Annotated in this window: 30 protein-coding genes; 20 read left to right on the top strand and 10 right to left on the bottom strand. The window is 56.0% G+C overall.

All coding sequences use genetic code 11. The features are described from left to right. Positions 1 to 2: 2 nt before the first annotated feature. From gsiC to IV493_RS11845, 6 genes are all read left to right on the top strand, one after another. The gene (gene gsiC / locus IV493_RS11870; protein ID WP_195857184.1) at positions 3 to 932 is read left to right on the top strand and encodes a glutathione ABC transporter permease GsiC; all 930 of its coding nucleotides are present in this window, start codon (positions 3 to 5) and stop codon (positions 930 to 932) included. Then, the gene (gene gsiD, locus IV493_RS11865; RefSeq protein ID WP_013357266.1) at positions 929 to 1,834 is read left to right on the top strand and encodes a glutathione ABC transporter permease GsiD; all 906 of its coding nucleotides are present in this window, start codon (positions 929 to 931) and stop codon (positions 1,832 to 1,834) included. The genes gsiC and gsiD overlap by 4 nt, the downstream gene beginning before the upstream one ends. Next, complete coding sequence (locus tag IV493_RS11860) at positions 1,831 to 2,280, top strand: DUF4385 domain-containing protein (protein WP_013357267.1); 450 nt, start codon at positions 1,831 to 1,833, stop codon at positions 2,278 to 2,280. Before gsiD ends, IV493_RS11860 begins: the two co-directional genes overlap by 4 nt. Positions 2,281 to 2,715: 435 nt before the next feature. After that, a complete protein-coding gene (locus tag IV493_RS11855) occupies positions 2,716 to 3,351 on the top strand; it encodes a carbonic anhydrase (RefSeq protein WP_013357268.1) in 636 nt (211 codons plus the stop codon). A gap of 141 nt (positions 3,352 to 3,492) precedes the next feature. Beyond that, a complete protein-coding gene (locus tag IV493_RS11850; protein ID WP_033782464.1) occupies positions 3,493 to 4,152 on the top strand; it encodes a DUF3313 domain-containing protein in 660 nt (219 codons plus the stop codon). Positions 4,153 to 4,264: 112 nt separating this feature from the next. After that, positions 4,265 to 5,401, top strand: a complete 1,137-nt coding sequence (locus IV493_RS11845; protein WP_195857183.1) for a PQQ-dependent sugar dehydrogenase — start codon at positions 4,265 to 4,267, stop codon at positions 5,399 to 5,401. Positions 5,402 to 5,548: 147 nt separating this feature from the next. Here the strand turns inward: IV493_RS11845 and IV493_RS11840 are convergent, their stop codons facing one another. Further along, the gene (locus IV493_RS11840) at positions 5,549 to 6,205 is read right to left on the bottom strand and encodes an HAD family phosphatase (RefSeq protein WP_195857182.1); all 657 of its coding nucleotides are present in this window, start codon (positions 6,203 to 6,205) and stop codon (positions 5,549 to 5,551) included. 272 nt (positions 6,206 to 6,477) lie between these two features. Here IV493_RS11840 and IV493_RS11835 point away from each other — a divergent pair, with 272 nt between their 5' ends. Then, the gene (locus IV493_RS11835) at positions 6,478 to 7,680 is read left to right on the top strand and encodes a serine hydrolase (protein ID WP_195857181.1); all 1,203 of its coding nucleotides are present in this window, start codon (positions 6,478 to 6,480) and stop codon (positions 7,678 to 7,680) included. Positions 7,681 to 7,919: 239 nt separating this feature from the next. Here IV493_RS11835 and ybjG read toward each other — a convergent pair whose 3' ends face one another. Continuing rightward, positions 7,920 to 8,525, bottom strand: a complete 606-nt coding sequence (gene ybjG / locus IV493_RS11830; protein ID WP_013357273.1) for an undecaprenyl-diphosphate phosphatase — start codon at positions 8,523 to 8,525, stop codon at positions 7,920 to 7,922. A gap of 403 nt (positions 8,526 to 8,928) precedes the next feature. Next, complete coding sequence (locus tag IV493_RS11825) at positions 8,929 to 10,617, bottom strand: aspartate:alanine antiporter (protein WP_013357276.1); 1,689 nt, start codon at positions 10,615 to 10,617, stop codon at positions 8,929 to 8,931. Positions 10,618 to 10,875: 258 nt separating this feature from the next. On the opposite strand from IV493_RS11825, the gene ybjM reads away from it, so the two are divergent. Beyond that, a complete protein-coding gene (gene ybjM, locus IV493_RS11820) occupies positions 10,876 to 11,241 on the top strand; it encodes an inner membrane protein YbjM (RefSeq protein WP_033782470.1) in 366 nt (121 codons plus the stop codon). 89 nt (positions 11,242 to 11,330) lie between these two features. Here ybjM and IV493_RS11815 read toward each other — a convergent pair whose 3' ends face one another. Continuing rightward, positions 11,331 to 11,594 (bottom strand): GrxA family glutaredoxin, encoded by a 264-nt coding sequence (locus IV493_RS11815; RefSeq protein WP_003849263.1) that lies wholly within the window; start codon positions 11,592 to 11,594, stop codon positions 11,331 to 11,333. 254 nt (positions 11,595 to 11,848) lie between these two features. Between IV493_RS11815 and IV493_RS11810 the strand changes: the two genes are divergently transcribed. The 10 genes from IV493_RS11810 (at position 11,849) to rlmC (ending at position 20,609) form a co-directional block, all read left to right on the top strand. Beyond that, positions 11,849 to 12,100, top strand: a complete 252-nt coding sequence (locus tag IV493_RS11810) for a DUF1418 family protein (RefSeq protein WP_013357278.1) — start codon at positions 11,849 to 11,851, stop codon at positions 12,098 to 12,100. A 16-nt stretch (positions 12,101 to 12,116) separates the two neighbouring features. Beyond that, entirely contained in the window at positions 12,117 to 12,839 is a 723-nt protein-coding gene (gene nfsA / locus IV493_RS11805) for an oxygen-insensitive NADPH nitroreductase (protein WP_013357279.1), read from the top strand. A 20-nt stretch (positions 12,840 to 12,859) separates the two neighbouring features. Further along, complete coding sequence (gene rimK / locus IV493_RS11800) at positions 12,860 to 13,762, top strand: 30S ribosomal protein S6--L-glutamate ligase (protein ID WP_013357280.1); 903 nt, start codon at positions 12,860 to 12,862, stop codon at positions 13,760 to 13,762. A gap of 87 nt (positions 13,763 to 13,849) precedes the next feature. Further along, positions 13,850 to 14,329: a YbjN domain-containing protein gene (locus IV493_RS11795; RefSeq protein WP_003849273.1), complete on the top strand. Its 480-nt coding sequence runs from the start codon at positions 13,850 to 13,852 to the stop codon at positions 14,327 to 14,329. A gap of 384 nt (positions 14,330 to 14,713) precedes the next feature. Further along, positions 14,714 to 15,823 carry a spermidine/putrescine ABC transporter substrate-binding protein PotF gene (gene potF, locus IV493_RS11790; protein ID WP_010669743.1) on the top strand — a complete coding sequence of 370 codons (1,110 nt, stop codon included), beginning with the start codon at positions 14,714 to 14,716 and terminating at the stop codon, positions 15,821 to 15,823. A gap of 123 nt (positions 15,824 to 15,946) precedes the next feature. Further along, the gene (gene potG, locus IV493_RS11785; protein WP_195857180.1) at positions 15,947 to 17,080 is read left to right on the top strand and encodes a putrescine ABC transporter ATP-binding subunit PotG; all 1,134 of its coding nucleotides are present in this window, start codon (positions 15,947 to 15,949) and stop codon (positions 17,078 to 17,080) included. A 9-nt stretch (positions 17,081 to 17,089) separates the two neighbouring features. Beyond that, on the top strand, positions 17,090 to 18,052 hold the full coding sequence (potH, locus tag IV493_RS11780; protein ID WP_110331608.1) for a putrescine ABC transporter permease PotH: 963 nt from the start codon (positions 17,090 to 17,092) through the stop codon (positions 18,050 to 18,052). Then, positions 18,049 to 18,894: a putrescine ABC transporter permease PotI gene (gene potI, locus IV493_RS11775; RefSeq protein WP_013357282.1), complete on the top strand. Its 846-nt coding sequence runs from the start codon at positions 18,049 to 18,051 to the stop codon at positions 18,892 to 18,894. Before potH ends, potI begins: the two co-directional genes overlap by 4 nt. Positions 18,895 to 18,969: 75 nt before the next feature. After that, a complete protein-coding gene (locus IV493_RS11770) occupies positions 18,970 to 19,437 on the top strand; it encodes a YbjO family protein (RefSeq protein WP_195857179.1) in 468 nt (155 codons plus the stop codon). A gap of 41 nt (positions 19,438 to 19,478) precedes the next feature. Next, entirely contained in the window at positions 19,479 to 20,609 is a 1,131-nt protein-coding gene (gene rlmC, locus IV493_RS11765) for a 23S rRNA (uracil(747)-C(5))-methyltransferase RlmC (RefSeq protein ID WP_195857178.1), read from the top strand. A 21-nt stretch (positions 20,610 to 20,630) separates the two neighbouring features. On the opposite strand, the gene IV493_RS11760 is transcribed toward rlmC, so the two are convergent. The 6 genes from IV493_RS11760 to IV493_RS11735 form a co-directional block, all read right to left on the bottom strand. Beyond that, on the bottom strand, positions 20,631 to 21,362 hold the full coding sequence (locus IV493_RS11760) for an arginine ABC transporter substrate-binding protein (RefSeq protein ID WP_013357285.1): 732 nt from the start codon (positions 21,360 to 21,362) through the stop codon (positions 20,631 to 20,633). A gap of 115 nt (positions 21,363 to 21,477) precedes the next feature. Next, a complete protein-coding gene (gene artM / locus IV493_RS11755; RefSeq protein WP_013357286.1) occupies positions 21,478 to 22,146 on the bottom strand; it encodes an arginine ABC transporter permease ArtM in 669 nt (222 codons plus the stop codon). Continuing rightward, complete coding sequence (gene artQ / locus IV493_RS11750; RefSeq protein ID WP_195857177.1) at positions 22,146 to 22,862, bottom strand: arginine ABC transporter permease ArtQ; 717 nt, start codon at positions 22,860 to 22,862, stop codon at positions 22,146 to 22,148. The genes artM and artQ overlap by 1 nt, the downstream gene beginning before the upstream one ends. A gap of 6 nt (positions 22,863 to 22,868) precedes the next feature. Beyond that, entirely contained in the window at positions 22,869 to 23,600 is a 732-nt protein-coding gene (artJ, locus tag IV493_RS11745; RefSeq protein ID WP_033732083.1) for an arginine ABC transporter substrate-binding protein, read from the bottom strand. Between the two features lie 15 nt (positions 23,601 to 23,615). Then, positions 23,616 to 24,344: an arginine ABC transporter ATP-binding protein ArtP gene (gene artP / locus IV493_RS11740; RefSeq protein ID WP_013357289.1), complete on the bottom strand. Its 729-nt coding sequence runs from the start codon at positions 24,342 to 24,344 to the stop codon at positions 23,616 to 23,618. 223 nt (positions 24,345 to 24,567) lie between these two features. Next, complete coding sequence (locus IV493_RS11735) at positions 24,568 to 25,107, bottom strand: lipoprotein (RefSeq protein ID WP_013357291.1); 540 nt, start codon at positions 25,105 to 25,107, stop codon at positions 24,568 to 24,570. Positions 25,108 to 25,213: 106 nt separating this feature from the next. Here IV493_RS11735 and IV493_RS11730 point away from each other — a divergent pair, with 106 nt between their 5' ends. Then, positions 25,214 to 25,534: a heavy metal-binding domain-containing protein gene (locus IV493_RS11730; protein WP_003849304.1), complete on the top strand. Its 321-nt coding sequence runs from the start codon at positions 25,214 to 25,216 to the stop codon at positions 25,532 to 25,534. After that, on the top strand, positions 25,531 to 26,355 hold the full coding sequence (locus IV493_RS11725; RefSeq protein WP_095707458.1) for an N-acetylmuramoyl-L-alanine amidase: 825 nt from the start codon (positions 25,531 to 25,533) through the stop codon (positions 26,353 to 26,355). The genes IV493_RS11730 and IV493_RS11725 overlap by 4 nt, the downstream gene beginning before the upstream one ends. Positions 26,356 to 26,358 lie beyond the last annotated feature (3 nt).

The raw sequence follows: 26,358 nt of genomic DNA, 5'->3' as shown, positions 1-26,358 counted from the left end.
GCATGTTTAACTACTTTCTCAAACGACTGTTTGGGCTGATCCCCACGCTGCTGATCGTGGCGGTGCTGGTATTCCTGTTTGTTCACCTGCTGCCGGGCGACCCGGCGCGCCTGATCGCCGGGCCGGAAGCGGATGCCTCGGTGGTGGCGCTGGTGCGTCAGGAGCTGGGTCTGGATCTGCCGCTGCCACAGCAGTTCTGGCACTTTATGCTGAATGCGCTGCAGGGTGATTTCGGTCAGTCGATGGTCTCAAAGCGGCCGGTTGCGGATGAGATCGCCTCACGCTTTATGCCGACACTGTGGCTGACGCTTGCCAGCATGATCTGGGCGGTGATTTTTGGCATGACCATCGGCATCGTTTCGGCGGTCTGGCGTAACCGCTGGCCCGATCGGATGGGGATGACGCTGGCGGTGTCAGGGATTTCGTTTCCCGCCTTTGCGCTGGGGATGCTGCTGATGCAGGTCTTCTCGGTTGAGCTGGGCTGGCTGCCCACCGTCGGGGCTGAGAGCTGGAAGCATTACATTCTGCCCTCCATCACCTTAGGTGCAGCGGTCGCCGCGGTCATGGCACGGTTTACCCGCGCTTCGTTCGTGGAGGTGATGCAGGAAGATTACATGCGTACCGCCCGGGCCAAAGGGGTACGCGAGTCGCTGGTGGTGGTGAAACATGGCCTGCGCAACGCGATGATCCCGGTGGTCACGATGATGGGGTTGCAGTTTGGTTTTCTGCTGGGTGGCTCAATCGTGGTCGAGGTGGTGTTTAACTGGCCGGGCCTGGGGCGTCTGCTGGTCGACTCCGTGGCGATGCGCGACTATCCGGTTATTCAGGCCGAAGTACTGCTGTTTTCTCTGGAGTTTATTCTGATCAATCTGTTTGTCGACATGCTCTATGCGGTGATTAACCCCGCTATTCGCTTCAAGGAGTCGCGATGAAAAACTGGCGACGTGAAGCGGCCCTGAAAACGATGCCGCTGATAGCGGAGAACCGGGTGCGTACGCCGTGGCGTGAGTTCTGGCGACGCTTCCGGCGTCAGCCGGTGGCGCTGCTGGCCGGGGTGTTTGTGCTGATACTGATTGTACTGGCGGTGATCGCCCCATGGATTGCGCCGTTCGACGCAGAGAACTACTTCGATTATGACCGGCTCAACGACGGTCCGTCGCTGATGCATTATTTTGGCGTCGATTCGCTGGGTCGCGACATCTTCAGCCGGGTGCTGGTCGGCACGCGTATTTCCCTGATTGCCGGCTTTTTCTCGGTGGTCATTGGCGCAGTGATTGGCACGCTGTTTGGTCTGCTGGCCGGGTATTACGAGGGCTGGTGGGACCGTATCACTATGCGCATCTGTGATGTGCTGTTTGCCTTTCCCGGCATTCTGCTGGCGATTGCGGTGGTGGCGATTATGGGCAGCGGCATGAGCAACGTGATTGTGGCAGTCGCTATCTTCAGCATCCCGGCCTTTGCCCGTCTGGTACGCGGTAACACGCTGGTGCTGAAACATCAGACCTATATTGAGTCGGCACGCAGCATCGGCGCGTCTGACTGGACGATCCTGATGCGGCATATTCTGCCCGGCACGGTATCGCCGATTGTGGTCTATTTCACTATGCGGGTCGGCACCTCCATCATCACCGCCGCCAGTCTGTCGTTTCTCGGGCTGGGCGCGCAGCCGCCCACGCCGGAGTGGGGCGCCATGCTGAATGAGGCGCGGGCCGACATGGTGATTGCTCCGCACGTGGCGATTTTCCCCAGTCTGGCGATTTTCTTCACGGTTCTGGCATTTAATTTGCTCGGTGACGGGCTACGTGACGCACTTGATCCTAAACTAAAGAAATGAAACCTTTCGATTATGATCAGGACTTCAGCACGATCGACTTCCGCCAGCATCCCGAGCTTTATCAGGTCGGGCGAGGTGAGCAGGGTGTGCTGATGGTCGAGCCTTATAAAGGCGAAATTCTGCCGCACTGGCGTTTTCGCACCGTTCCCATTGCTGAAGAGTCGGCTGAAAAAATCATGGCGCTGTTTGAGGATTACCGGCGTCAGGACGATTTTGTCGGCATGGATATGGCGCGCAAATTTATCCAGATGGGGTACACCCGGGCGCGGCGTTACAGTAACCACAAAGGCGGCCGCAAATATGACGCGGACGGCAAGGAGCTGCCGCGCGGCGTCAATGAGGAAAAGGCCGCAGCGGCGGCTATCTTCAAAGCTTATTGGGACAAACTGCGTGAGGATGAGGATTATCTGCGCCGCAAAAAAGCGCATCAGCAGCAGTATGGTTAAGCCCTAAATCTCTTCCCCCGGCCACTTCCACCGTGGCTGCCATCATTGCCTGAACCCGCCCGGCTCGTTCTTCGGGCGTTATCCTGCTCCCCTTTGTCAGCCCTGAAAGGCCAGATGCAAATGAGAAATCTTTGGTTTCGGTCAAACTGCGACGTAAAGTAGTGAAAAAACGCGTAAAAGCCGGTCCACGACTCGGACAAAAAAAGCGGGTGAATCACACTCTGCCTTTTCCGGTAACGTCCCGTGCTGTAAAAAGAAATCGGATCCGAAAACGCTGGATGACGGATAAGCGAAACGCTGACGATGACAGCCGTTCAGCGCTGTCCGAAAAACGCGGGTTGATATTCACTTGTTTTCATTAATAATAAACCAGCAAACCCCACTGAGGGGGCTATGCCCCTCAGGTAATGAAATGGATAATGTGAGAGCTAAATAATGAAAGAGATCATCAACGGATTTCTGAATTTCCAGCAGAATGTGTTTCCTGAAAGGAAGGATCTTTTCAAAAGCCTGGCGTCAAATCAAAATCCGAAAGCGCTGTTCATCTCCTGTTCAGACAGCCGTCTGGTACCGGAACTGGTGACGCAGCAGGAGCCAGGAGAGCTGTTCGTTATCCGCAATGCGGGCAACATCGTTCCCTCATTTGGCCCGGAGCCGGGTGGTGTCTCCGCCACGATCGAATATGCGGTGGTCGCGCTGGGCGTCTCAGACATCATCATCTGCGGTCACTCCAACTGCGGTGCCATGAACGCCATCGCGTCATGCGCCTGCATGGATACCATGCCTGCGGTTGAGCACTGGCTGCGCTATGCCGATGCGGCAAAAGCAGTGGTCGAGCAGCGTGAATATGACTCGCCAGAGAAGAAGCTGAACGAGATGGTCAAAGAGAACGTGATCGCTCAGCTGAACAACATGAAGACTCATCCGTCGGTCTCCGTTGCCCTGCGTAACGGCAAGCTGCGCCTGCACGGCTGGGTTTACGACATCGAAACCGGCACCATCATGGCGCTGACTCAGGGCGGTAAGCAGTTCATCACCCTGTCTGATAATCCTGATGCCAGTTTTGAGTAATGCCTTTCACCCGCTGCGTTATGCAGCGGGTATTTTCCGATCTTCCGCACAGATAACCCCTTAAAACGACGCCTATTTTCAGCATTTCCCCCGTGATTTATCTATGCTTGCTTAAACCTTCCTGACACAAGCGAGTTGATCATGCGTAAAACGTCCGTTGCTGCTCTGCTGGCAGTTTCCGCACTGTTGCTCAGTGGATGTACTTCTCATGTTGCAGACAAGCAGCACTATTCGGGTTTCTTAGCGGATTACAGCCAGCTGAAGCCCTCTGAATCGGCCAGCGGGGAACCGACCCTGCGCTGGATTTCTCCCGACTATAAGAGCAGCCAGTATCAGGATGTGCTCTATACACCGGTCGTGTTCTATCCGGCTGCACGGCCCACGGCTCGCGTCAGTCAGCAGACGCTGGATCAGATACGCAGTTACACCGATATTCAGTTGAAAGGGGCGATTGCCACCCGTCTGCCACTGGTTAATCAGGCTTCGCCACATACTCTTAAAGTGCGTGCCGCGATCACCGCCGTCTCGGCAGAGAACGAGGGCGTACAGTTTTACGAAGTGGTGCCGATTGCGGCAGTCGTCGCCAGTACGATGGCGGCATCAGGCCACCGAACTCAGAACAGTGAACTGTTCCTGGAAATCGAAGCCAGCGACGCCGTGACCGGCAAACCGTTGATCCGGGTTGTGCGAAAAGCCTTTGGCAAAACGGTCAGTAACAGCACGACGCCAATCACCTTTGATGACCTGAAGCCGGGTATCGATACGCTGGTTCGTGACACGGTGAGTTTCAACGCGCCATAACCTTTCGGGGCGGCACATCCTTGTCGCCCTGTTTAATCTTTTGTAAATCCTCAGGTTCACCACGCAGCGGATGACTACGCTTAAGGGCACGCTATCCCGTCAGGAGAACCTTATGTCCCGTTTTTCGACTGCTCTTGTGCTCGGCGGCGCGCTGCTGTGCCCCTCGCCACTGTTTGCCGCCGACGTAAAGGTCGAGGTATTGCAGGATAAGTTACAACATCCATGGTCTGTTGCCTTCCTGCCCGACAACAAAACGCTGCTGATTACCGAGCGTAGCGGAGCGCTGCGCAGCTGGAGTCCTGAGAGTGGCCTGTCGCAGCCGATTCAGGGTGTGCCAAAGGTCTGGGCAGAACGGCAGAGTGGACTGCTGGACGTGGTGCTGGCACCGGATTTTGCGACCAGCCGTCGCGTCTGGCTTAGCTACACCGAGGCGAACAGCAGCGGCAAAGCAGGTGCCGTCGTGGGCGTCGGGACGCTGAGTCCGGATAACCGGCAACTCAGCGATTTCCGCGAGGTAGTCCGGCAGACGCCGATGCTCTCCAGCGGCAATAATATCGGCACCCGGCTGGCGTTTGATACGCAGGGCTACCTCTGGATCGCGTTCGGCGATAATTTTGTCAGCAGCGCCGCGCAGGATCTCGATAAGCTGCAGGGCAAACTGCTGCGGCTCAACGCCGATGGCAGCGTGCCGGATGATAATCCGTTTGTAAAAAAGCCCGGCGCGCGGCCAGAGATCTGGGCCTATGGTCTGCGTAATCCGCAGGGACTGGCGCTCAACCCCTGGACCGGCACGATATGGGAAAATGAACATGGCCCGCGCGGTGGCGATGAAGTGAATATCATGAGCCGTGGCAAGAACTACGGCTGGCCACTGGCGACGTACGGCATTGACTATAACGGCGATAAAGTGCCGGAATCAAAGGGCACCCATGCTGCAGGCACCGAACAGCCGCTTTATCACTGGAAGGATTCGCCGGCCATCAGCGGCATGGCGTTTTATAACAGCGCCCGTTTTCCGCAGTGGAAGAATTCGGTGTTTATCGGGGCACTGAAAGAGAAAAACCTGATCCGTCTGAGTCTCAACGGCGAAAAAGTGGTGGAAGAGCAGCGCCTGCTGGGCGATCAGAAAGCGCGAATCCGCGATGTGCGGCAGGGACCGGATGGCTGGCTCTATGTGCTGACCGATGAGTCCAATGGCAGGCTGCTGAAAGTGGGATTAGCGCAGGACGCTGGCGCGTCCCGCGGCTAAGGAGCTGGCCTGGCAGACGATTTTATTTGTCAGTCTGGACCTGAGCCGTGCTCACAATCTTCACGTACTCCATGTATGCGCCGGTTGCTGCGCACGGTCCGTGTCCAGACTGCCTGAAACAATGATGCCTGCCGGGAAGGCGCTGAGTCAGCGTGCCCAGTGGTAAACCTGCCAGCCGCGGTTTAGCGCTTCCTGGTGCAACTGTTCATCCGGGTTGATAACGTGGGCATGATCGGCCTGCTGGAGGAGCGGCAGGTCGTTCATGGAGTCGCTGTAAGCCCAGGTGCGGTCAAAGTTCTCCTGCTGCTGCAGCGCTTTCCAGTCACCCAGGCGGGTCACTTTACCCTCTTTGTAGGTCATGGTGCCGTAGGTGTTGCCGCTGTAGCGCTCATCCACGATCTCAACGCCAATCGCCAGCGCGCCGCAGGCACCCAGCTTCTCGGCAATCGGCACCACCAGATGTTCGCCACTGGCGGAGATGATCATCACTCTGTCACCGCGTGCCCGGTGCCACTCAATGCGCTCGCGGGCGGCCGGATAAACGCGTGGCATGATGTCGCGATGAATGAAGCGGCGCACCCAACCTTCAACGGTCAGTGTTGCCATGCCTGCCAGCGGGGAGAGGGTTTTATTCATGTACTCTTCAATCGACAGCGTGCCGGCATAGTACTGGTTCATCAATGCCTGTTCCTGATCAATCAGTTCGCTGGGGGCGAATCCCTGTGATACCAGCCAGCGCAGCCACAGGCTGGTGCTGTCTTCACAAATCAGTGTTTCATCAAGATCAAAAAGGGCTAAGTCCATGGTCGGTCTCCTCGGCTGACTGGCTTTCAGGTTAGCCGATAATTGTGACGGGCTTAACTCTTCTGCGAAAAATCGGAATTTCACGCAGTTTTGAAAGTGACAGACGCGGGGAAAAGCGGCACGCGCGCGGCGCTTATGCCAGGGTTACTCTACTAAACTCTAAAAAACTTTACGATTCGACGGTTTTTTTCGCTGCCGGCAACGGTTAGCGTTTGAGTGAGAATTTTCTGCCCCTGGAATTTCGATTTAACAAGGACAATCCGGCCAAGCCCATGACAAACACTCGCTTCACATCTCGCCTGCGGCACCTCGTTGCCACCTCATTACTGATTATCGCCCCCATCAGTGCTTTTGCTGAGCAGGCTCCCGCTGCGCCCGGCATTGATGCTAAAGCGTGGATTCTGATCGACTACGCCAGCGGTAAAGTGTTAACCGAATCCAGTGCCGATCAGCGTCTCGATCCTGCCAGCCTGACCAAGATGATGACCAGCTACGTGGTCGGTCAGGCGATTAAAGCGGGCAAAATCAAACCGGATGACCTGGTCACCGTGGGACAGGATGCCTGGGCGACCGGCAATCCTAAGCTGCGCGGCTCTTCGCTGATGTTCCTCAAGCCGGGCGATCGGATACCGGTTCATGAGCTGAATAAAGGGATTGTGATCCAGTCCGGTAATGACGCCTGTATTGCGCTGGCGGACTATGTGGCGGGCAGTCAGGATTCGTTTATCGGCCTGATGAACAACTATGTGAAGGCGCTGGGACTGCAGAATACCCACTTTATGACGGTGCATGGTCTGGATGCAGAAGGGCAGTACAGTACCGCGCGTGATATGGCGCTGATTGCCCAGGCGCTGATCCGCGATGTGCCCGAAGAGTACGCACTGAATAAAGAGAAAGAGTTCACTTTTAATAAGATTCGCCAGATTAACCGCAACCGCCTGTTGTGGAGCACCAACCTTAAGGTGGATGGTGTCAAAACCGGTCACACCTCCGGCGCGGGCAATAACCTGGTGGCTTCCGCGACCGAAGGCGACATGCGTCTGATCTCGGTGGTGCTCGGCACCGCCAGCGACGCGATTCGTTTCCGCGAAAGTGAAAAGCTGCTGACGTGGGGCTTCCGTTTCTTTGAAACGGTAACGCCGATTAAAGCGGATGCGCCGTTTGCGCAGCAGCGGGTCTGGTTTGGCGATAAGAGCCAGGTGAATCTGGGCGTGGCGAAAGATGCCGCGCTGACCATCCCGAAAGGGCAGATGAAGAACCTGAAGGCGAGCTTTAAACTCACGACGCCACAACTCGAAGCACCGCTGAAGAAGAATCAGGTGGTCGGCACCATCGACTTCCAGTTAGACGGTAAGACGATTGAGCAGCGTCCGCTGGTGGTGCTGCAGGATGTGCCGAAAGGCGGCTTCTTCAGCCGGATGATTGATTTTGTGATGATGAAGTTCAACGGCTGGTTCGGGAAGTGGCTATCATAAGTGAGCAGGGACGCTGATGCGTCCCTGAGACAGTTGATTAGTATGTTCTGTAAGCTGTAAGACAGAGCCTGCTCAGGGAACACGGTCAGATCGGAAAGACGCAAAAGCCGTCATCCCTGACATGCTCTGCCCGCGCCATCCATGGCGCGGGACGCTTTCCTCCTCTGCCCGTGTTCCCTTCGGGTTAAGCTTATCGATCGCTGTGAGATCCTGACTCAGGCTTATGAGCAGTCCCTTTCTTAATTCTGTGTCCAGCCCTTACGAATAGGCAAAGCAAACAGCGCCCGATAGAGCGGGTTGATCACCGCCAGCATCCGCTCGCCATAGAACTGCCACGCCAGATGCGACGCCAGACAACTCAGCAGACCCACCAGGAACCCACCCAGCATATCCATTGGCCAGTGAACGCCCAGGTAGACCCGCGACCAGGCGATGGCGCAACCCGCTACCATCAGCACCACACCCGACCAGAGGCGATGCCAGAAAATAAATGCCAGCGCAAAGGTGAATATTGTCGTGCCGTGATCGCTGGGATAAGAGTCATCAGCGGCGTGATGCAGGAACTGATAACCGTAGCCAATGGCGAAAGGGCGGGGATGCGGCAGCAGATGACCCACACACCATGAGATCGCCAGCGCATAGATCAGCGCCATACCCGTTTTCAGTACCAGCACCCGCTGCGAAGAAACCTGATCGCGCGGTCCCCAGAGCCACATCGCGACGATTAACAGTGGCACGATGGCGATCAAATCTCTGGCAATAAAGGTCGCCAGCTGCAGCAACCAGGCGGGTGATGCCGGTGTGGCATTGATGGCAGTAAACAGTGCGTGGTTCAGCTCTTCCATATCGGGATAAATTCCTCAGCAGACAGGCCGGTCATCAGCTTCAGGCAACATCCGGTCACCCAGGCACGATAACAGCGGCAAATAAACGTTCAGCGACAGCGCGCCCGACCAATCAATCAGCACAATTTGCTAACTTAACAGAGCGCTATCCTGCTTTTTGCCGGGCAGTTCGTCTACGGAAAGGCTCTTAATCTCATAATGAGTTGCACAACTGTTTAAGTTTTATGACGGTTTGAGAGGTGATTTCAGAGTGGAAGCGCGGGATCGGGCGAAAAAAAGGCATAAAAAAACCCGCCGGGAAAAAGACCAGCGGGCTCCACAATTTGGGGATTTCAAAGAAAAGCAGTGGCACTTATTATGACTATCGCTTAACAATAAAGTTCTGGACGTCAGCAAAAAAATTTTATAGGGGCAGTATCGGCCAGATAATCACAATCAGCGTCCCCGCCAGCGTCAGTAACACGTTGGCGATCGCATAGGTCCCGGCATAGCCCAGCGCCGGAATATTACTGCGTGCCGTATCGCTGATGATCTCCATGGCCGGTGCGCAGGTTCGCGCGCCCATGATGGCTCCAAACAGCAGGGCGCGGTTCATCCGCAACACATAGGCACCAAACAGATAGCAGATGATCACCGGAATCAGGCTCACCAGCAGACCGCACAGCAGCATCAGCGCACCATCACTGCTCAGGCCGTGATTAATCCCGCTGCCGGCACTTAATCCTACGCCCGCCATAAACACCATCAGGCCAAACTCTTTCACCATGGTAAGCGCGCCCTGCGGAATATAACCAAAGGTCGGATGGTTGGCGCGCAGGAAGCCGAGCATGATACCGGCGAACAGCAGACCCGCCGCGTTACCGATTCCAAAACTGAAATTGCTGAACTGAAACGTAATCAGACCAATCATCAGACCCACGATAAAGAACGCGCAGAAGGCCAGGAGATCGGTCATCTGACTGTGAATCGCGATAAAGCCGATGCGATCTGCCACGCTTTTCACCCGTCGCGCCTCGCCGCTGACCTGCAGCACATCACCTTTGTTAAGCATGATGCTGTCGTCGATCGGCATCTCAATCTGACTGCGTATCACCCGGTTCAGGAAGCAGCCGTGATCGGTAAGGTTTAACTTGCTGAGGCGTTTGTTCACTGCGTTGTGGTTCTTCACCACGATCTCTTCGGTGACGATGCGCATATCCAGCAGATCGCGGTCAAACACCTCTTTGCCGTTACGGAAACTGGGGTCGAGCCGGGCATGTGCATCGGGATAGCCCACGAGCGAGATATCATCACCAAGCTGCAGCACCGCATCCCCATCGGGACTGGCGAGAATACCGTTGCGGCGGATACGCTCAATGTAACAACCTGTCTGACGATAGATACCCAGCTCGCGCAGGTTTTTGCCGCCGCTCCACGCCACCAGTTCCGGGCCCACGCGATAGGCGCGGATCACCGGCAGGAAGACTTTACGCTGGCTGTCGGCATCCAGACCGCGTTCCCGCGCAATCTGCTGCGCACAGGTCGGCAGATCCTGATGTTGCAGACGGGGCAGGTAGCGTGCGCCGAAAATCAGACTGACCAGGCCGATCAGATAGGTCACAGCGTAACCGAGGCTCAGCTGATCCTGCATCAATCCAAGCTGCTTTGGATCGCTGATGCTTTGCCGCAGGGTATCACCTGCGCCGACCAGCACCGGCGTTGAGGTCATCGACCCAGCCAGCATGCCGGCGGTGAGCCCAATATCCCAGCCAAAGAGTTTACCCAGCCCCAGTGCCAGCAACAGCGCGCTGACCACCATGACGATGGCGAGCATGAAATAGTTTTTGCCGTCGCGAAAGAAAATAGAAAAAAAGTTGGGACCCGCTTCAACACCAACACAAAAAATAAACAGCATAAAGCCCAGACTCAACGCATCGGTATTGATCGCGAAGTGCTGCTGCCCTAATAAGAGCGAAACCACTAATACGCCAATCGAATTTCCCAGCTGAACCGAGCCAAGACGCAACTTGCCCAGACAGAGGCCGAGCGCCAAAACGACAAATAATAACAAAATGTCATTTCCGCTTAACAATCCTGCGACGTTAATATTCACTGTTTAACTTCTTGTTTACGTGTAACCTGTTGAAGAGTGGCCTGTTTTTCGCTATCGTGATCAGGCCGTTGAGGTTCTGTTGTATCAACACTGCAAATGGAACCGTTATCGCGGCGCTATTCTAATCACAAATATCTTATACAGCTATTAGCTGTTTTCATTCGTTGCCATAACGAACTGTTTCTTTTTATTTCCACCAGAACGCATCAGGGATATCAGCAGGTTATTGTCGGGGTTACTTTTAATCAGTGGGGTGGTATGCCGCAGCGTTCTTATCTCTGGACTACCCGCCTGTGCGGCGTGGTGTTGTACAGTCTGGTGTTTGTTTTTACCTGTCATTTCTGGCAGGTCGGTCCCGGCCCGCTTCGTGGTCAGCCCGAATTACTGCTCTTTATGTTACCTGGCATTGTGATGGCGTTGATGCAGGTGGAAAGCCCGTTAAAAAGCACGCTGCTGATGGGGCTCTGGGGAACGTTGCTGGCAGCACTGCTGCTCAATAACAGCCTGTTTATTCACAGCAGTGGACTGTTTGCCATCGCGTGGAGTCTCAGCGCGCTGTTCTGGGCTGGCTGCGGGGCGTTGCTGGTGCGGTTAATGCAGATTGTGATGGCGTCACTCAACTAACACGGTGCCCGATGGCTGACGTCAGCCAGAAAGCAAAAAGGCGAGACAGGAAAATCCTGTCTCGCCTTTTTCATTCCGGTTATCTGCGCTTACGCGACAAATCCCAGATTCTCTTTGGTCCAGGCCGCAAACTCGGTGTAACCACCGATATGTTTTTCGTCCACGAAAATCTGCGGTACGGTGCTGACCGGTTTACCGGCGCTGGCTTCCAGGTCGGCTTTAGTAATGCCTTCTGCATTAATATCAACATACTGATAGCTAAAGTCATCGCGCTCCGCGGTCAGTTTGTCGGCCAGTTCATGGGCACGGACACAGTAGGGACAGCCCGGACGACCAAAAATAACAGCAATCATTGAGAACTCCTTGTAGCGACGATTATGTGATGTGTATCACATGATCAAACAGAGAATGGCAACCATCATGCCCGCTCGTATCGCTTAAGGAAAGCAGGATTTGCCTGTTAGTCTGATGCCCGCACGCTATTGCCGCCGTTCAGGAAGCGTCTGAAACAAGGGCTTTTTCACGACGGCAGCCCGTGTAACCCGCGCAATTTTTGGGTTGTTGACCATAATTGACGCTCAGTAAGCCGCAAAGGCAGGAGGATATGATGCAGAGTGTGGCCAGATTACCCCGGTTTATCGTGGTGCTGGAAGCGGCTGGCGGCCTGTTAATTCTGGGTGCGCTGCTGCTGATTAACCACTGGCTGCCGCTGCCGGATCAGGCGGATGCCAGAACGCTGGCTACCGTGCTGTTCATCGCTGGCGTGGTGCTGATGCTGCCTGCTGCCTGGCTATTGATGTGGCGCACCGCGAAAGCTATCGCGCCACAGCTGTTCAATCAGATTGATAAAAAAAGATAATGTTGCTGGAGACTTTATGACACCGACCATTGATTTACTGTGCAGCCACCGTTCAATCCGCGCCTTTACTGACCAGCCGGTCAGCGAAGCCCAGCGTGAAGCGATTATTAATGCGGCGCAATCGGCGTCCACATCCAGCTTTTTACAGTGCTCTTCTATTATCCGTATCACCGACAAAGCGCTGCGTGACAAGCTGGTGACGCTGACCGGCGGACAGACGTGGGTCGCAGATGCACCTGAGTTCTGGGTTTTCTGCGCGGACTTTAATCGCCACCTGCAGATTTGCCCGGATGCGCAGCTGGGCCGTGCTGAGCAGTTGCTGCTGGGCTGCGTCGACACCGCCCTGATGGGACAGAACGCGATGGTCGCGGCGGAATCGCTGGATCTGGGTGGCGTCTTTATCGGCGGGATCCGTAACAGCATTGCGGAAGTGACCGAACTGCTGGGCCTGCCGAAATTTGTGCTGCCGCTGTTTGGTTTCTGCCTGGGGCATCCGGAATCAAAGCCGGACGTCAAACCGCGTATGCCGCATGCGATGCTGGTGCATGAGAACCGCTATCAGCCTCTGGATCCGGCGGTGCTGGCAGAATACGATAGCCGCACAGAACTCTACTATCAGCAGCGCGACAGCAACCAGCGCAGCGAAACCTGGAGCGAGCTGATCCAGCGGCTGATCATTAAAGAGACGCGTCCGTTTATGCTCGATTATCTGCATCAGCAGGGCTGGGCCACGCGTTAATTCACAAAGGGAGAGCTGCGATGAAGATAGCCATTCTGTCGCGCGATGAGACGCTCTACTCCAGCCGGCGATTGCGTGACGAGGCCGCCGCTCGCGGCCACGTGGTACAAATCATCGATCCGCTCTCCTGCTATATGAATATCAATCCCGCCTCACCGGCGGTTCACTACTGTGGTGAACCGCTGGGCCATTTCGATGCCGTTATCCCGCGCATCGGCAACGCCATTACCTTTTACGGCACGGCAGTGCTGCGACAGTTTGAGATGTGCGGCAGCTATCCCCTGAATGAGTCCGCCGCCATTACCCGCACTCGGGATAAATTGCGCTCGCTGCAGCTGCTGGCACGTGAAGGTATCGATATGCCGGTCACCGGCTTTGCCTCCTCGCCCGATGACACTGACGATTTGATCGCCATGGTCGGCGGCGCGCCGCTGGTGGTTAAGCTGGTGGAAGGGACGCAGGGCATTGGCGTGGTGCTGGCGGAAACGCGTCAGGCGGCTGAGAGCGTCATCGATGCCTTCCGCGGCCTGAATGCCCATATCCTGGTGCAGGAGTTCATTAAAGAAGCGCAGGGACGAGATATTCGCTGTCTGGTGATCGGCAATCAGGTAGTGGCAGCAATAGAGCGGGTAGCGAAAGAGGGCGATTTCCGCTCTAATCTGCATCGCGGCGGTAAAGCGTATCCGGTAGCGATCACGCCACAGGAGCGGCAGATCGCCGTAAAAGCAGCGGCCACGCTCGGGCTGGAAATCGCCGGTGTCGATATTCTGCGTGCCCATCGCGGTCCGCTGGTGATGGAAGTGAATGCCTCGCCCGGGCTGGAAGGCATTGAAACCAGCAGCGGCCTTAACATTGCCGCGCTGATGATTCAGCGGATTGAGCAGCAGGCCATCCCCGGGCTCCGTCCTAAAACCGCTGGCTGACACGCGCTTTTCAGCAGTTTTCATGGCATCGCCGCGCATTTTTCCGTAAGCTAAGTCGCCTGTTTATCACCCCACTGGGATTTTACGATGGATTCTCTTGTCGTTCCGGATATCGACCTGCTGCGTCGCTGGCTGGATCAGCAAAATATCACCTGGTTCGAATGCGATGCCTGTCAGGCACTTCATCTGCCGCACATGCAAAACTTCGATGGGGTGTTTGACGCCAAAATCGATCTGGTCGACAACGTCATTCTGTTTTCGGCGCTGGCTGAAGTAAAGCCGACGGCGCTGATTCCGCTGGTCGGCGATCTGTCGCAAATTAATGCCAGTTCACTGACGGTGAAAGCCTTTATCGACATTCAGGATGATAATCTGCCGAAGCTCATTGTCTGTCAGTCAATGACCACTACCGCCGGATTAACCTTTGGTCAGTTCTCACACTTTATGAAACAGAGTGAAGAGCAAATCTCCATGGTGATTCTGGAGGCCTTTGCCAATAATCTGCTGATTGTGGGTGAAGAAGAAGAGCATGTTCCGGTGACCAGCGTTCATTCTGTGCTGCACTAAGCCCGATAGGGTCGCCCACTAAGCCGTCCCTGAGACGGCTTTTTTATGCCCGCGATTTGCCTCCGCCTTTTTTTATTCTGCACTTTGCCCTTTACCGCCAGATATTTGTCGTGGTTTATGCCATGAAAGCCGAACCTCATAGCTCAGACATGCATAAAATATCGCTTTCAGGCGTTTTTTACGCTGGGGTCTGGTGAAGCCTGAGCGGGGGGGCTATGCTTGCGGGGCTGTAACAGACGTGTAACTGCGTCCCAGCTATAGGATTTTGCTATTAAACTCCCGCTGAATAATGATTCATTGTGTCACTGACGTCTTGTACAGAACGCAATGCAGGGATCTCAGGTTTGCAGCGTTGAAATGACCCGCTCAGGAGGATGGAAAAATATGTTCAACTCACGTCAGAAATGGCTGTCAGCTGTGGTAGCTGCTGCGCTGATGGCCGCGTCGGCCAGCAGTATGGCGGAAGATAAAACGCTGCACGTCTACAACTGGTCCGATTATATTTCGCCAGATACTGTGCCGAACTTTGAAAAGCAGTCCGGCATTAAAGTGGTCTACGATGTGTTTGACTCCAACGAAGTGCTGGAAGGCAAACTGATGGCGGGCAGCACTGGCTACGATGTCGTGGTGCCATCTTCCAGCTTCCTGGCGCGTCAGCTGCAGTCCGGCGTATTCCAGCCACTGGATAAGAGCAAACTGCCGAACTACAAAAACCTCGATCCGGCGCTGATGGAAAAAGTGGCGCAGCACGATCCGGGTAATAAATATGCCATTCCTTATCTGTGGGGCACCACCGGTATCGGTTACAACATCGATAAGGTTAAAGCCGCACTGGGCGCCGATGCGCCGGTCAACAGCTGGGATCTGGTGCTGAAGCCGGAAAATCTGGAGAAGCTGAAAAGCTGTGGCGTCTCCTTCCTGGATGCACCGGAAGAGATCTTCGCCACCGTGCTCAACTATCTGGGCAAAGATCCGAATACCTCGGATGCTAAAGAGTATTCCGGCGCAGCGACCGACCTGCTGCTGAAACTGCGTCCGAATATCCGCTACTTCCATTCGTCGCAGTACATCAACGATCTGGCTAACGGCAACATCTGCGTCGCCATCGGCTGGTCAGGCGATATTCTGCAGGCGAAAAACCGTGCCGATGCGGCGAAAAACGGCGTGCATCTGGGCTACAGCGTGCCGAAAGAGGGAGCTCTGGCCTTCTTCGATATGATGGCGATCCCGAAAGATGCCAAAAACCTCGACGGTGCCTACGCCTGGCTGAACTACATCATGGATCCGAAAGTGATCGCTGATGTCTCCAACAAAATGAACTACGCCAACGGCAACAAAGCGTCGCTGCCGCTGATCAATGCCGACGTCCGCAACAACCCGGGTATCTTCCCGACGCCAGAAGCGATGTCGAAATTGTTCGTGCTGAAAGTCCAGGATCCGAAACTGGATCGTGTGCGTACGCGCGCATGGACTAAAGTAAAAAGTGGTAAGTAGTTCGTCCCTAACGGATTGACCTGTCACGCATCAGCAACAGAGGCGCAACCCCGGCCTCTGTTGTGCCATTTTTAGCGGCGGATTTTGCCGCCATGTTCCGCCTGGCTCCGGAGAGAACCCTTTGTGAACGATGCCATTCCCCGCCCTCAACATAAAACCGCAAAGGCTTTAACGCCGCTGCTGGAAATTCGCAATCTGACCAAATCCTTTGACGGCCAGCACGCCGTGGATGATGTCAGTCTGACCATTTATAAAGGTGAAATCTTCGCTCTGCTGGGCGCATCGGGCTGTGGCAAATCCACGCTGCTGCGCATGCTGGCCGGTTTTGAACCCCCAACCAGCGGCCAGATTGTGCTGGATGGACAGGATCTGTCGCACGTTGCTCCCTATCAGCGTCCGATCAACATGATGTTCCAGTCTTACGCGCTGTTTCCGCACATGACGGTGGAGCAGAACATCGCCTTTGGTCTGAAGCAGGATCGGCTGCCGAAAGGGGAGATCACCAGCCGCGTCGCCGAAATGCTGGCGCTGGTGCATATGCAGGAGTTTGCGAAACGCAAACCGCATCAGCTTTCCGGTGGTCAGCGTCAGCGTGTGGCGCTGGCTCGCAGCCTGGCGAAACGGCCCAAACTGCTGCTGCTGGATGAGCCGATGGGCGCGCTGGACAAAAAACTGCGCGACAGGATGCAGCTGGAAGTGGTCGATATTCTGGAGCGTGTGGGCGCGACCTGCGTGATGGTAACGCACGACCAGGAAGAGGCGATGACCATGGCGGGCCGTATTGCGATTATGAATCGCGGTAAGTTCGTGCAGATTGGCGAGCCGGAGGAGATTTACGAGCATCCGACCAGCCGCTACAGCGCCGAATTTATCGGGTCGGTTAACGTCTTCGAAGGCTTACTGCGTGAACGTCAGGCAGATGGCCTGGTGATCGACAGCCCCGGCCTGATGCATCCGCTGAAAGTCGACTCCGATGTTTCGGTAGTGGATAACGTGCCGGTGCACGTCGCGCTGCGTCCGGAAAAAGTGATGTTGTGCGACGAAGGGCCTGCCGATGGCTGTAACTTTGCGGTGGGCGAAGTGGTTCACATCGCCTATCTCGGTGACCTCTCGATTTTCCATGTCCGTCTGCATAGCGGGCAGATGATCAGCGCACAGTTGCAAAACGCGCATCGCTACCGCAAAGGGTTGCCGACCTGGGGTGATGAAGTCCGCCTCTGCTGGGAAAGCGACAGCTGCGTGGTGTTGACGGTTTAAGGAGCGGCTATGAGCCAGATTTTCCAACGCGCTAAAGCGCCCGCCCGCCTGGTCGGTACGCCGCTGCAACGCTGGGCCACGCGGGTAAAAATGCAGCATGGCCGCAAGCTGGTGATCGCACTGCCTTATGTCTGGCTGGTGCTGTTATTCCTGCTGCCGTTTCTGACGGTGCTGAAGATCAGCTTCGCGGACATTGCGCGGGCGATCCCCCCTTACACCGAGCTGGTGAGCTGGGCCGACGACCAGTTCAGTATTGTGCTCAATTTCGGTAACTACCTGACGCTGACCGACGATCCGCTCTACATCGATGCCTATCTGCAGTCGCTGAAAGTGGCAGCGATCTCCACGGTAATCTGTCTGCTAATTGGCTATCCGCTTGCCTGGGCCGTGGCGCACAGCAAGCCGTCGATGCGCACCATTCTGCTGCTGCTGGTGATCCTGCCGTCGTGGACCTCGTTTCTGGTGCGCGTTTACGCCTGGATGGGCCTGCTGAACAACAACGGTATTCTGAACCGCTTCCTGCTGTGGCTGGGCGTGATCGATCATCCGCTGGTGATCCTCTACACCAACACCGCGGTCTATATCGGTATCGTCTACTGCTATCTGCCGTTTATGGTGCTGCCAATCTACACCGCGCTGACCCGTATCGACTACTCGCTGGTGGAAGCCTCACTGGATTTGGGGGCGCGTCCGCTGAAGACCTTTTTCAGCGTGATTGTGCCGCTGACCAAAGGCGGCATTATCGCCGGGTCGATGCTGGTGTTTATTCCGGCGGTGGGGGAGTACGTGATCCCTGAACTGCTGGGTGGCCCGGACAGCATCATGATCGGCCGTATCCTGTGGCAGGAGTTCTTCAATAACCGCGACTGGCCGGTGGCCTCCGCGCTGGCGGTGATTATTCTGCTGATCCTGATTCTGCCGATCATCTGGTTCCATAAGCATCAAAACCGTGAAATGGGAGAGAAGGTATGAATAATTTGCCAACCATCCGCTCGCCCTGGCGAACCGGCATTCTGGTCTGCTGCTTCCTGTTCCTCTATGCGCCGATGCTGCTGCTGGTGGTTTACTCCTTCAACAGCTCACCGCTGGTAACGGTGTGGGACAGCTTCTCATTCCACTGGTACAAAGTGCTGTTTGAGGACAGCGCGATGATTGATGCGGTGCTGCTGAGTCTGAGCATTGCCGGGCTGTCGGCCACCATGGCGGTGGTGCTGGGTACGCTGGCGGCGGTGATCATCGTGCGCTTTGGTCGCTTCCGCGGGCACAACGGTTTTGCTTTTATGCTGACAGCGCCGCTGGTGATGCCCGATGTGATCACCGGCCTGTCGCTGTTGCTGCTGTTTGTGGCCATGGGCAACGCTTTTGGCTGGCCGAGTGAGCGCGGTATGCTGACCATCTGGCTGGCGCACGTCACCTTCTGTACCGCCTATGTGGCGGTGGTGATTAACTCGCGTCTGCGTGAACTGGACCGCTCAATCGAAGAGGCGGCGATGGATTTAGGCGCGACGCCGCTGAAGGTCTTCTTCGTCATTACCGTGCCGATGATTGCGCCGGCGATTGTGACCGGCTGGCTGCTGGCATTTACCCTGTCACTCGACGATCTGGTGATCGCCAGCTTTGTGACCGGGCCTGGCGCTACCACGCTGCCGATGGCGATCTTCGCTACCGTACGCCGCGGCGTGAACCCGGAAATCAATGCGCTGGCTTCCCTGATCCTGTTTGTGGTCGGTTTAGTCGGTTTTATCGCCTGGCGATTCATGGCGCACGAAGAAAAACAGCGTTTAAGCGATATTCAGAAAGCTAAACGTGGCTGAAATACGTAACCTTTGCCACTATATGAACGGGCCGGTTTAACCGGCCCGTTTTTCGATCGGGTGGAGTCAGGGACTATGTCAGAAATCTTCAAAAGCAGTGCAACGCTTTCAGACGCACCGGTTCCGGTGACGGTTGCGGGCATTGCCATTATTGCGACCCGCTGCCTGAGCGTACTGATGCTGGCCAATGAGCTGGGTTACAGTGAAATCGCCAACTTTGTTCACCGCAGCGCCCAGTCCTGGGACTCGACGCTTATCTTTATCGCCAGTCAGCTGATCTTCCTGTTCGAACTGCGCTGCGCCTTTACCCTGATGCGCGGCAGTAACCGTGGCCGCTGGGGCTATGTAGCCACGCAGGGGGTTGTGCTGATCTATATGCTTTTTGCCTCGCTGGGCGGGATCTACCCCGAGATTTTCAGCATTGATGGCGATAATAACGCCCAGATTATCCACCATACGCTGTCGCAGAAAATCCCCGATCTGGTCGTGTTGATGCTGCTGTTTCTGCCTGCCAGCAGCCGCGCTTTTTTCAGAAAGCGGTGATACAATCGCGCTCCGCCCGACCCCATCGTTAAGGCTTTACCATGCACTGCGCGCTTTATGACGCTAACCGTTGCCGCTCCTGTCAGTGGCTGGAAAAACCCTATCCCATTCAGCTGAACGACAAACAGTCGCAGCTGGAACAGCTACTGGCTGAGCAGCCGGTTGCGGACTGGTTACCGCCCGTCACGTCAGCGCAGCAGGCATTTCGTAACAAAGCCAAAATGGTGGTCAGCGGTAGTGTGGAGCGTCCGGTGCTGGGTCTTGTTCACCGTGATGGTGAGCCTGTCGATCTCTGCAACTGCCCGCTCTATCCCGCCAGCTTCCAGCCGGTGTTTGCAGCGCTTAAGCCTTTTATCGCCCGTGCCGGGCTGACGCCCTACAACGTGGCGCGCAAACGCGGTGAACTCAAATTTCTGCTGATCACCGAGAGCCAGCAGGGCGGCGTGATGCTGCGTTTTGTCCTGCGCTCAACCGCCAAACTGGAACAGCTGCGCGCGGCATTGCCGTGGCTGCAGCAGCAGTTACCGCAGCTGGCGGTGATTTCGGCCAACATTCAGCCGGTGCACATGGCGATTCTGGAGGGCGAAGAGGAGATTGCGCTGACGCCCGATCAGTCGCTGGCAGAGAACTTCAATGGCGTGCCGCTGTGGATCCGCCCGCAGAGCTTCTTTCAGACCAACCCGCAGGTTGCCAGCGCGCTCTATGCCACTGCGCGCGACTGGGTGCGTGCGCTGCCGGTTAACAGCATGTGGGATCTCTTCTGCGGCGTAGGCGGTTTTGGCCTGCACTGCGCGACACCGGAAATGGAACTGACCGGCATCGAGATTAGCGCTGAGGCGATTAAATGCGCCCGACGCTCTGCTGAGATGCTGGGGCTGGAAAAAGTGCAGTTTGCGGCGCTGGATTCGACGGCGTTTGCCACCGGACGCGACGCAGTGCCGCAGCTGGTGCTGGTGAATCCGCCACGCCGTGGGATGGGTGAGGCGCTGTGTGACTATCTCAGCCAGATGGCCCCGGATTATCTGCTCTATTCAAGCTGTAATCCGCAGACCATGGCGCAGGATATTGCCCGGCTGAATGACTATGAGGTTATAAAAGTGCAGCTGTTCGACATGTTCCCGCACACCGCGCATTTTGAAGTGCTGACGCTGTTAACCCGACGTCAGCACTAAGTCCGGAGCTTCAGCCGGTCATTACTCCGGGAACCATTTCTGATTGAGCTGCTGCCAGCTGCCGTTGGCTTTCAGTTCAGTCAGCGCCTGATTGAACCGATCGCGCAGCGCGGTATTGCCTTTACGTACCGCAATGCCGAGGCCGGTACCAAAGTAGTCTGCATCCGTGACATGTTCACCGACCGTCGCGAGATCCGGATTGGCCTTTAGCCACTGATTCACTACCGCGCTGTCGCCAAACACGCCATCCAGCCGGCCACTCTTCATATCCAGAATCGCATTCTGATAGCTGTCATACGCCACCACTTTCACTTCCGGATGCTTATCCTGCAGGTACTTCTGGTGGGTAGTGCCGTTTTCAACGCCGATGCGCTTTTCTTTCAAATCACCGAAGCTGCTGAACCGGCCTTTCGGTGCAATCACGATGGCAGAATTAGCGTAATAAGGCTGCGTAAAATCGACCTGCTTGCTGCGCTCCGTGGTGATATCCATACCGGAAATCACGGCGTCATAGCGGCGAAATTTCAGTGACGGGATCAGGCTGTCGAAGGCATTGTTAGTGAAGGTACACTCCGCTTTCATCTGCTGGCACAGCGCTTTAGCCAGATCGATATCAAATCCGACGAGGTTATTTTCCTTATCCAGAGATTCAAAGGGCGGATAGGTTGCTGAAGCAGCGAAGCGAATCGTTTCCGCGGCCTGCGCGGTCACCGCCAGCGAAGCCAGCGCAGCAGCGATAATCCATTTTTTCATTTTATGATTCCTGTGATGTGGTCAGCCAGAGAAGGCGATACCCTGCCATAAAATGAATTTTTATGCAATTAGTGTGATTTTTCAGGCAAAAAGGGCGAGGGGGCTCGCCCGGTATTCAGTTACGTCGTTCAAAGGCCAGGGCGCGTTTTTCGATCAGGCGCATCATCAGCGTCAGCAAACCGTTAACGCAGAGATAAATCAGACCCGCCGCGGCATAGACCGTAATGTCATAGGTGCGACCATAGAGCAGCTGGCCGTGGCCCATGACTTCCATCAGGGTGATGGTGTAGGCCAGCGAGGTGCCTTTAAACACCAGCACCACTTCATTGGAGTAGGAGGAGAGGGCGCGTTTAAATGCATAAGGCAGCAGAATGCGCAGGGTGTCTTTGCGGCTCATTCCCAGTGCCGCGCACGACTGCCACTGTCCGGAAGGAATCGCCCGGACCGCACCGTAAAATAGCTGCGTGGTGTAAGCCGCACTGTTCAGCGATAGCGCCAGCATCGCGCACAGCCACGGCTGCGACAGTAAATGCCACAGCCAGGGAATCTGCTGGATCGAGGGGAATTGTCCCGGACCGTAGTAGATCAGGAAGATTTGCACCAGCAGCGGCGTACCGGTAAACAGCGTGATAAACCCTTTTACCAGCGGATTCAGTACCGGCGTCTTCAGCGACAGCACCACGGTGAAGAGCAGCGCGAGCAGCAGTGCTACCACCAGCGAGGCCGCCGTCAGCGTCAGGCTGGTGTGCAGCCCTTTCATGAGTTCGGGCAGATAGGCCAGCATTAGCTGTTCCCCCGTTCAAAGCGGGTGGTGCGCAGTTCGATGCGGCGTAACACCACCTGGCTCAACAGCGTAATCACTAAGTAGATCGCGGCCGCCACCAGGAACCAGGTAAATGGCTCCTGGGTACGCGTTGCAATACTTTTGGTTTGCAGCATCAGGTCATTAACGCTGATTAGCGAAACCAGTGCGGTATCTTTCAGCAGTACCAGCCACTGATTACCCAGACCGGGCAGGGCATGACGCCACATCTGCGGCATAATCAGCCGGAGAAAAATGGCCGACTTTTTCATGCCCAGCGCCTGCCCCGACTCCCACTGACCGACCGGCACCGCTTTGAGTGCGCCGCGCAGCGTCTGTGAGGCGTAGGCGGCATAGAGCATCGCCAGCGCAATCACACCGCACAGGAACGGACTGACATCGAAGTTCTCAATCTGCATCTGAACCGGCAGCGTAAACAGCCCGAAGTTCAGCGTGAAACCGTCAGAGAGGGTGAGCAGCAGCTGTGAGGCGCCAAAATAGATAAACAGCACCACCAGAATTTCCGGCAGGCCACGGATCAGCGTCACCAGACCGGTGCCAATCCACGCCAGCGGTCTCAGGCGCAGTGACTCCCAGCCAGCGAATATCATCGCCAGCACCAGGCCTGCGATGAGAGCACAAACAGCAAGGCCGACGGTCATCCCGGCGGCGCTTGCGAGGGTCATCATTTCATTCATCAGAGATTACTGCTGGAACCATTTGCTGTAGATGGTTTTGTACGTGCCATCTGCTTTGATCTTATCCAGTGCGCCATTGAATTTAGTCTGCAGATCGGTGTTACCGGTGCGTACCGCAATGCCCAGGCCAGTACCAAAGTAGGCTTTATCCGTCACTTTGTCGCCGACGGCAGCCAGCGCAGCATTCTGCTTCAGCCACTCGTTAACCACGGCGGTGTCACCGAAGACAGCATCAATACGGCCGTTTTTCAGATCCAGCACCGCGTTCTGATAGCTGTCGTAAGGCACGATGGTGATGTCGCTGTGTTTATCCGTCAGGTATTTCTGGTGAGTGGTGCCGTTCTGAACGCCAACCCGCTTGCCTTTCAGCGCTTCAACACTGGCAACTTTGCCTTTCTGAGCAACAAACAGCGCCGAGTTGTCGTAGTAAGGCTTGGTGAACAGGACCTGTTTCTCACGATCCGGCGTGATATCCATGCCCGCCATCACCGCATCAAAGCGACGGAACTTCAGGCTTGGGATCAGGCTGTCGAACGCTTGGTTAGTGAAGGTGCAGGTTGCGTCGATCTCTTTACACAGCGCATTAGCCAGATCGACATCAAAGCCCTGAATCTTATTATCCGCATCCACAAACTCAAAAGGAGGATAAGAGGCTTCGGTCGCAAAACGAATCGTCTGTGCCGCGGTAGCACTCAGGCTAAAACCGGCAAGCAGTGCAGCAAGTACCATTTTTTTCATTTTTAGCATCCTGACTTAGTGCGAAAGATAGTGAGCAAACGCCTCGGTTTGCGGCTGTGTAAAGCGGCTGGCATCGCCCTGTTCCACAATGTGACCGTTCTCCATGTAAACAACGCGGCTGGCCGTTTTACGTGCCACCTCCACTTCATGGGTCACAATCACCTGAGTAATGCGGGTCTGCGCCAGTTCGCGAATGATACTGACAATCTGTGCGGTAATTTCAGGGTCCAGCGCGGCCGTCGGCTCATCGAACAGCAGCACCTGCGGCTCCATCATCAGCGCGCGGGCAATGGCCACACGCTGCTGCTGACCCCCGGATAGGTGCAGCGGAAAGCGATCGCTATAGGGCGTCAGGCGCAGCCGGTCAAGCAGCTTATCGGCACGGGCACGGGCGTCGCTTTTACTGAGGCCCAGAACCCGGCAGGGCGCTTCGATCAGATTCTGCAGCACGGTCAGATGTGGCCAGAGATTATATTGCTGAAACACCATGCCGACGTTCTGACGCAGTTCGCGAATCGCGGCATCAGACGGTTTCTGCGTGAAGTCGAACTGATTGCCGGCAATCTGCAACTGACCTGAACGTGGCTGCTCCAGCAGGTTAAGTACCCGCAGCAGCGAACTCTTGCCCGCACCGCTGGGCCCCAGCAGCACCAGAGTCTCGCCTTGCGGACACTCAAGGTTGATGTCAAACAGCGCCTGATGAGCACCGTAGAAGCAGTTTATTGCGTTTAGTTGAATACTCATGCGCCAGATTTGAATAGCTATTAGTGTCGCGGATTTTAACGTCACCAGAATAGTTATGCAATTAAGGTGGGTTAAAATTTGTAAAACAGCAGGTAAATAGCAAAAGCTTAGCACAATATCATGCGCTGTCTGCGGTCAGTGAAAGGCCTTGTGGCGGGCAGCGGCAATAAAAAAAGCGCAGTCACCTGCGGTGGCTGCGCTTTTCATAACCGTTGAACCTTAATTATTTTTTTGATTTTTCAAGCATCTGGCTCAGGCTGCCACCCTCGGCATGCGCAGGGTTCGCCATGTAGCGCACGTCATCAACGACCCAGCAGGTGCCCTGATGGATCATCAGCACTTCGTCCTGCCACTGCTTGCCGTCGCGGCTCAGATCGACCCGCAGCGGAATGTTGCGTGCATCACGGTTCGGAATGGTGGAGGCATCGGCGACGCTGGCAGCCGTCGGACCCTGTGACAGGCTGGAGAAGAGATCGCCATTGCGCCACTGTGAGCCGGCATTGCTGCCGCTGGCCGCCTGCAGGGAGTGATAAAGCGCATCACTCAGGTAAGGGCGATATTTTGCCAGCGTGTTGCTGTCGGGCAGGCCCTGCACAGGCTGTTCGACACGCAGGTCGTAAAACTTCTGGGCTACCTGGTCAGGACCGCCGTCAATGCAGGGGGCGGTTCGCGGGCCATTATCCTTAATGACTGGCTCAACGGTGGTACAGGCGCTGAGCAGCAGGGCCGCCGGGATCATTAGCGCAAACGCGTTGTTTCTCATCTCGATTTCCTTATGGTTCTCTGGCAAGGTGCCCTTTTTAGCATAGAGTATAGCCGTGCTTTTTAGTCGAAAGAGCCTTAGCCCGGTTTTCAACAAGGAGAATGCGATGAAATTTTCAACAACCCCAACGCTGGAAGGTCACAGCATCAGTGAATATTGCGGCGTGGTTACCGGAGAAGCGATTCTTGGGGCCAACATCTTCCGCGATTTTTTCGCGGGCATCCGTGATGTGGTCGGTGGCCGTTCCGGCGCGTATGAGAAAGAGCTGCGTAAAGCGCGGGAGATCGCGTTTGAAGAGCTGGAAGAGCAGGCGAAAGCGCTGGGTGCCAACGCGGTGGTCGGTATCGACATTGATTACGAAACGGTCGGCAAAGATGGCAGCATGCTGATGGTCAGCGTCAGCGGTACGGCGGTGATCATTCGTTGAAACGCGGGCTGTTGCTGATACTGGCACTGCTGCTGGCGGGCTGTCACTCCGGTATGGAGTCCCGTGACGGCTACTGGGCCGATCTGCGGCATCCGGCGCAGGGCGCACGACCACGGGTGAAGGTGATTGTGGTCCACTACACCGCCGAAGATTTTTCTTCGTCGCTGGCGACGCTCACCGATCGGGAAGTCAGCGCTCACTATCTGATTCCCCGCCAGCCGCCACAGCGCGCCGGTAAAGGCGTTATCTGGCAGCTGGTGCCAGAGCAGCAGCTTGCCTGGCATGCCGGTCCCAGCTTCTGGCGTGGAGCCACCCGCATCAATGACACCTCAATTGGCATTGAGCTGGTGAACGGGGGTTATCGCCGGACGCTGACCGGCCTCGAATGGCAGCCCTTTACCGCCGCGCAGATCACTACGCTGGAGGCGCTGGTGCGGGATATTGCACAGCGTTATGGCATCCCACCAGAAAACATTGTCGGTCACAGTGATATCGCGCCGCAGCGTAAGCAGGATCCCGGCCCGCTGTTCCCGTGGCAGCAGCTGGCACAGCGCGGACTCGGTGCCTGGCCCGATGCCGGACGGGTGCAGTTTTATTTAGCGGGTCAGGATCCGCACGCGCGGGTGCCTGTACAGCCGCTTATGGAAAGTCTGCAACGCTACGGTTATGCAGTGACAGCGGGGATGAGTGCGCGTGAGCAGCAGAAGGTGATTGCTGCGTTTCAGATGCATTTCCGGCCTGCGGATTATCGCGGTCAGCCCGATGCCGAAACCGCCGCGATAGCTGCCGCGCTACTGGAGAAGTATGGCGCGGCGGAATAGCGG

Origin of the sequence: Pantoea sp. SM3640 (genome assembly GCF_015654165.1) — a bacterium.
In the GTDB taxonomy this organism is placed as follows: domain Bacteria; phylum Pseudomonadota; class Gammaproteobacteria; order Enterobacterales; family Enterobacteriaceae; genus Pantoea; species Pantoea vagans.
Note: the sequence above shows the minus strand (reverse complement) of the source record. Positions and strands in the feature narration are given on the sequence as shown.

What these genes read in the sequence shown, in the direction of transcription:
- gsiC (WP_195857184.1), top strand. Translation starts at nt 3, where the DNA reads ATGTTTAACTACTTTCTCAAACGACTGTTTGGGCTGATCCCCACGCTG.
- gsiD (WP_013357266.1), top strand. Translation starts at nt 929, where the DNA reads ATGAAAAACTGGCGACGTGAAGCGGCCCTGAAAACGATGCCGCTGATA.
- IV493_RS11860 (WP_013357267.1), top strand. Translation starts at nt 1,831, where the DNA reads ATGAAACCTTTCGATTATGATCAGGACTTCAGCACGATCGACTTCCGC.
- IV493_RS11855 (WP_013357268.1), top strand. Translation starts at nt 2,716, where the DNA reads ATGAAAGAGATCATCAACGGATTTCTGAATTTCCAGCAGAATGTGTTT.
- IV493_RS11850 (WP_033782464.1), top strand. Translation starts at nt 3,493, where the DNA reads ATGCGTAAAACGTCCGTTGCTGCTCTGCTGGCAGTTTCCGCACTGTTG.
- IV493_RS11845 (WP_195857183.1), top strand. Translation starts at nt 4,265, where the DNA reads ATGTCCCGTTTTTCGACTGCTCTTGTGCTCGGCGGCGCGCTGCTGTGC.
- IV493_RS11840 (WP_195857182.1), bottom strand. Translation starts at nt 6,205, where the DNA reads ATGGACTTAGCCCTTTTTGATCTTGATGAAACACTGATTTGTGAAGAC.
- IV493_RS11835 (WP_195857181.1), top strand. Translation starts at nt 6,478, where the DNA reads ATGACAAACACTCGCTTCACATCTCGCCTGCGGCACCTCGTTGCCACC.
- ybjG (WP_013357273.1), bottom strand. Translation starts at nt 8,525, where the DNA reads ATGGAAGAGCTGAACCACGCACTGTTTACTGCCATCAATGCCACACCG.
- ybjM (WP_033782470.1), top strand. Translation starts at nt 10,876, where the DNA reads ATGCCGCAGCGTTCTTATCTCTGGACTACCCGCCTGTGCGGCGTGGTG.
- IV493_RS11815 (WP_003849263.1), bottom strand. Translation starts at nt 11,594, where the DNA reads ATGATTGCTGTTATTTTTGGTCGTCCGGGCTGTCCCTACTGTGTCCGT.
- IV493_RS11810 (WP_013357278.1), top strand. Translation starts at nt 11,849, where the DNA reads ATGCAGAGTGTGGCCAGATTACCCCGGTTTATCGTGGTGCTGGAAGCG.
- nfsA (WP_013357279.1), top strand. Translation starts at nt 12,117, where the DNA reads ATGACACCGACCATTGATTTACTGTGCAGCCACCGTTCAATCCGCGCC.
- rimK (WP_013357280.1), top strand. Translation starts at nt 12,860, where the DNA reads ATGAAGATAGCCATTCTGTCGCGCGATGAGACGCTCTACTCCAGCCGG.
- IV493_RS11795 (WP_003849273.1), top strand. Translation starts at nt 13,850, where the DNA reads ATGGATTCTCTTGTCGTTCCGGATATCGACCTGCTGCGTCGCTGGCTG.
- potF (WP_010669743.1), top strand. Translation starts at nt 14,714, where the DNA reads ATGTTCAACTCACGTCAGAAATGGCTGTCAGCTGTGGTAGCTGCTGCG.
- potH (WP_110331608.1), top strand. Translation starts at nt 17,090, where the DNA reads ATGAGCCAGATTTTCCAACGCGCTAAAGCGCCCGCCCGCCTGGTCGGT.
- potI (WP_013357282.1), top strand. Translation starts at nt 18,049, where the DNA reads ATGAATAATTTGCCAACCATCCGCTCGCCCTGGCGAACCGGCATTCTG.
- IV493_RS11770 (WP_195857179.1), top strand. Translation starts at nt 18,970, where the DNA reads ATGTCAGAAATCTTCAAAAGCAGTGCAACGCTTTCAGACGCACCGGTT.
- rlmC (WP_195857178.1), top strand. Translation starts at nt 19,479, where the DNA reads ATGCACTGCGCGCTTTATGACGCTAACCGTTGCCGCTCCTGTCAGTGG.
- IV493_RS11760 (WP_013357285.1), bottom strand. Translation starts at nt 21,362, where the DNA reads ATGAAAAAATGGATTATCGCTGCTGCGCTGGCTTCGCTGGCGGTGACC.
- artM (WP_013357286.1), bottom strand. Translation starts at nt 22,146, where the DNA reads ATGCTGGCCTATCTGCCCGAACTCATGAAAGGGCTGCACACCAGCCTG.
- artQ (WP_195857177.1), bottom strand. Translation starts at nt 22,862, where the DNA reads ATGAATGAAATGATGACCCTCGCAAGCGCCGCCGGGATGACCGTCGGC.
- artJ (WP_033732083.1), bottom strand. Translation starts at nt 23,600, where the DNA reads ATGAAAAAAATGGTACTTGCTGCACTGCTTGCCGGTTTTAGCCTGAGT.
- artP (WP_013357289.1), bottom strand. Translation starts at nt 24,344, where the DNA reads ATGAGTATTCAACTAAACGCAATAAACTGCTTCTACGGTGCTCATCAG.
- IV493_RS11735 (WP_013357291.1), bottom strand. Translation starts at nt 25,107, where the DNA reads ATGAGAAACAACGCGTTTGCGCTAATGATCCCGGCGGCCCTGCTGCTC.
- IV493_RS11730 (WP_003849304.1), top strand. Translation starts at nt 25,214, where the DNA reads ATGAAATTTTCAACAACCCCAACGCTGGAAGGTCACAGCATCAGTGAA.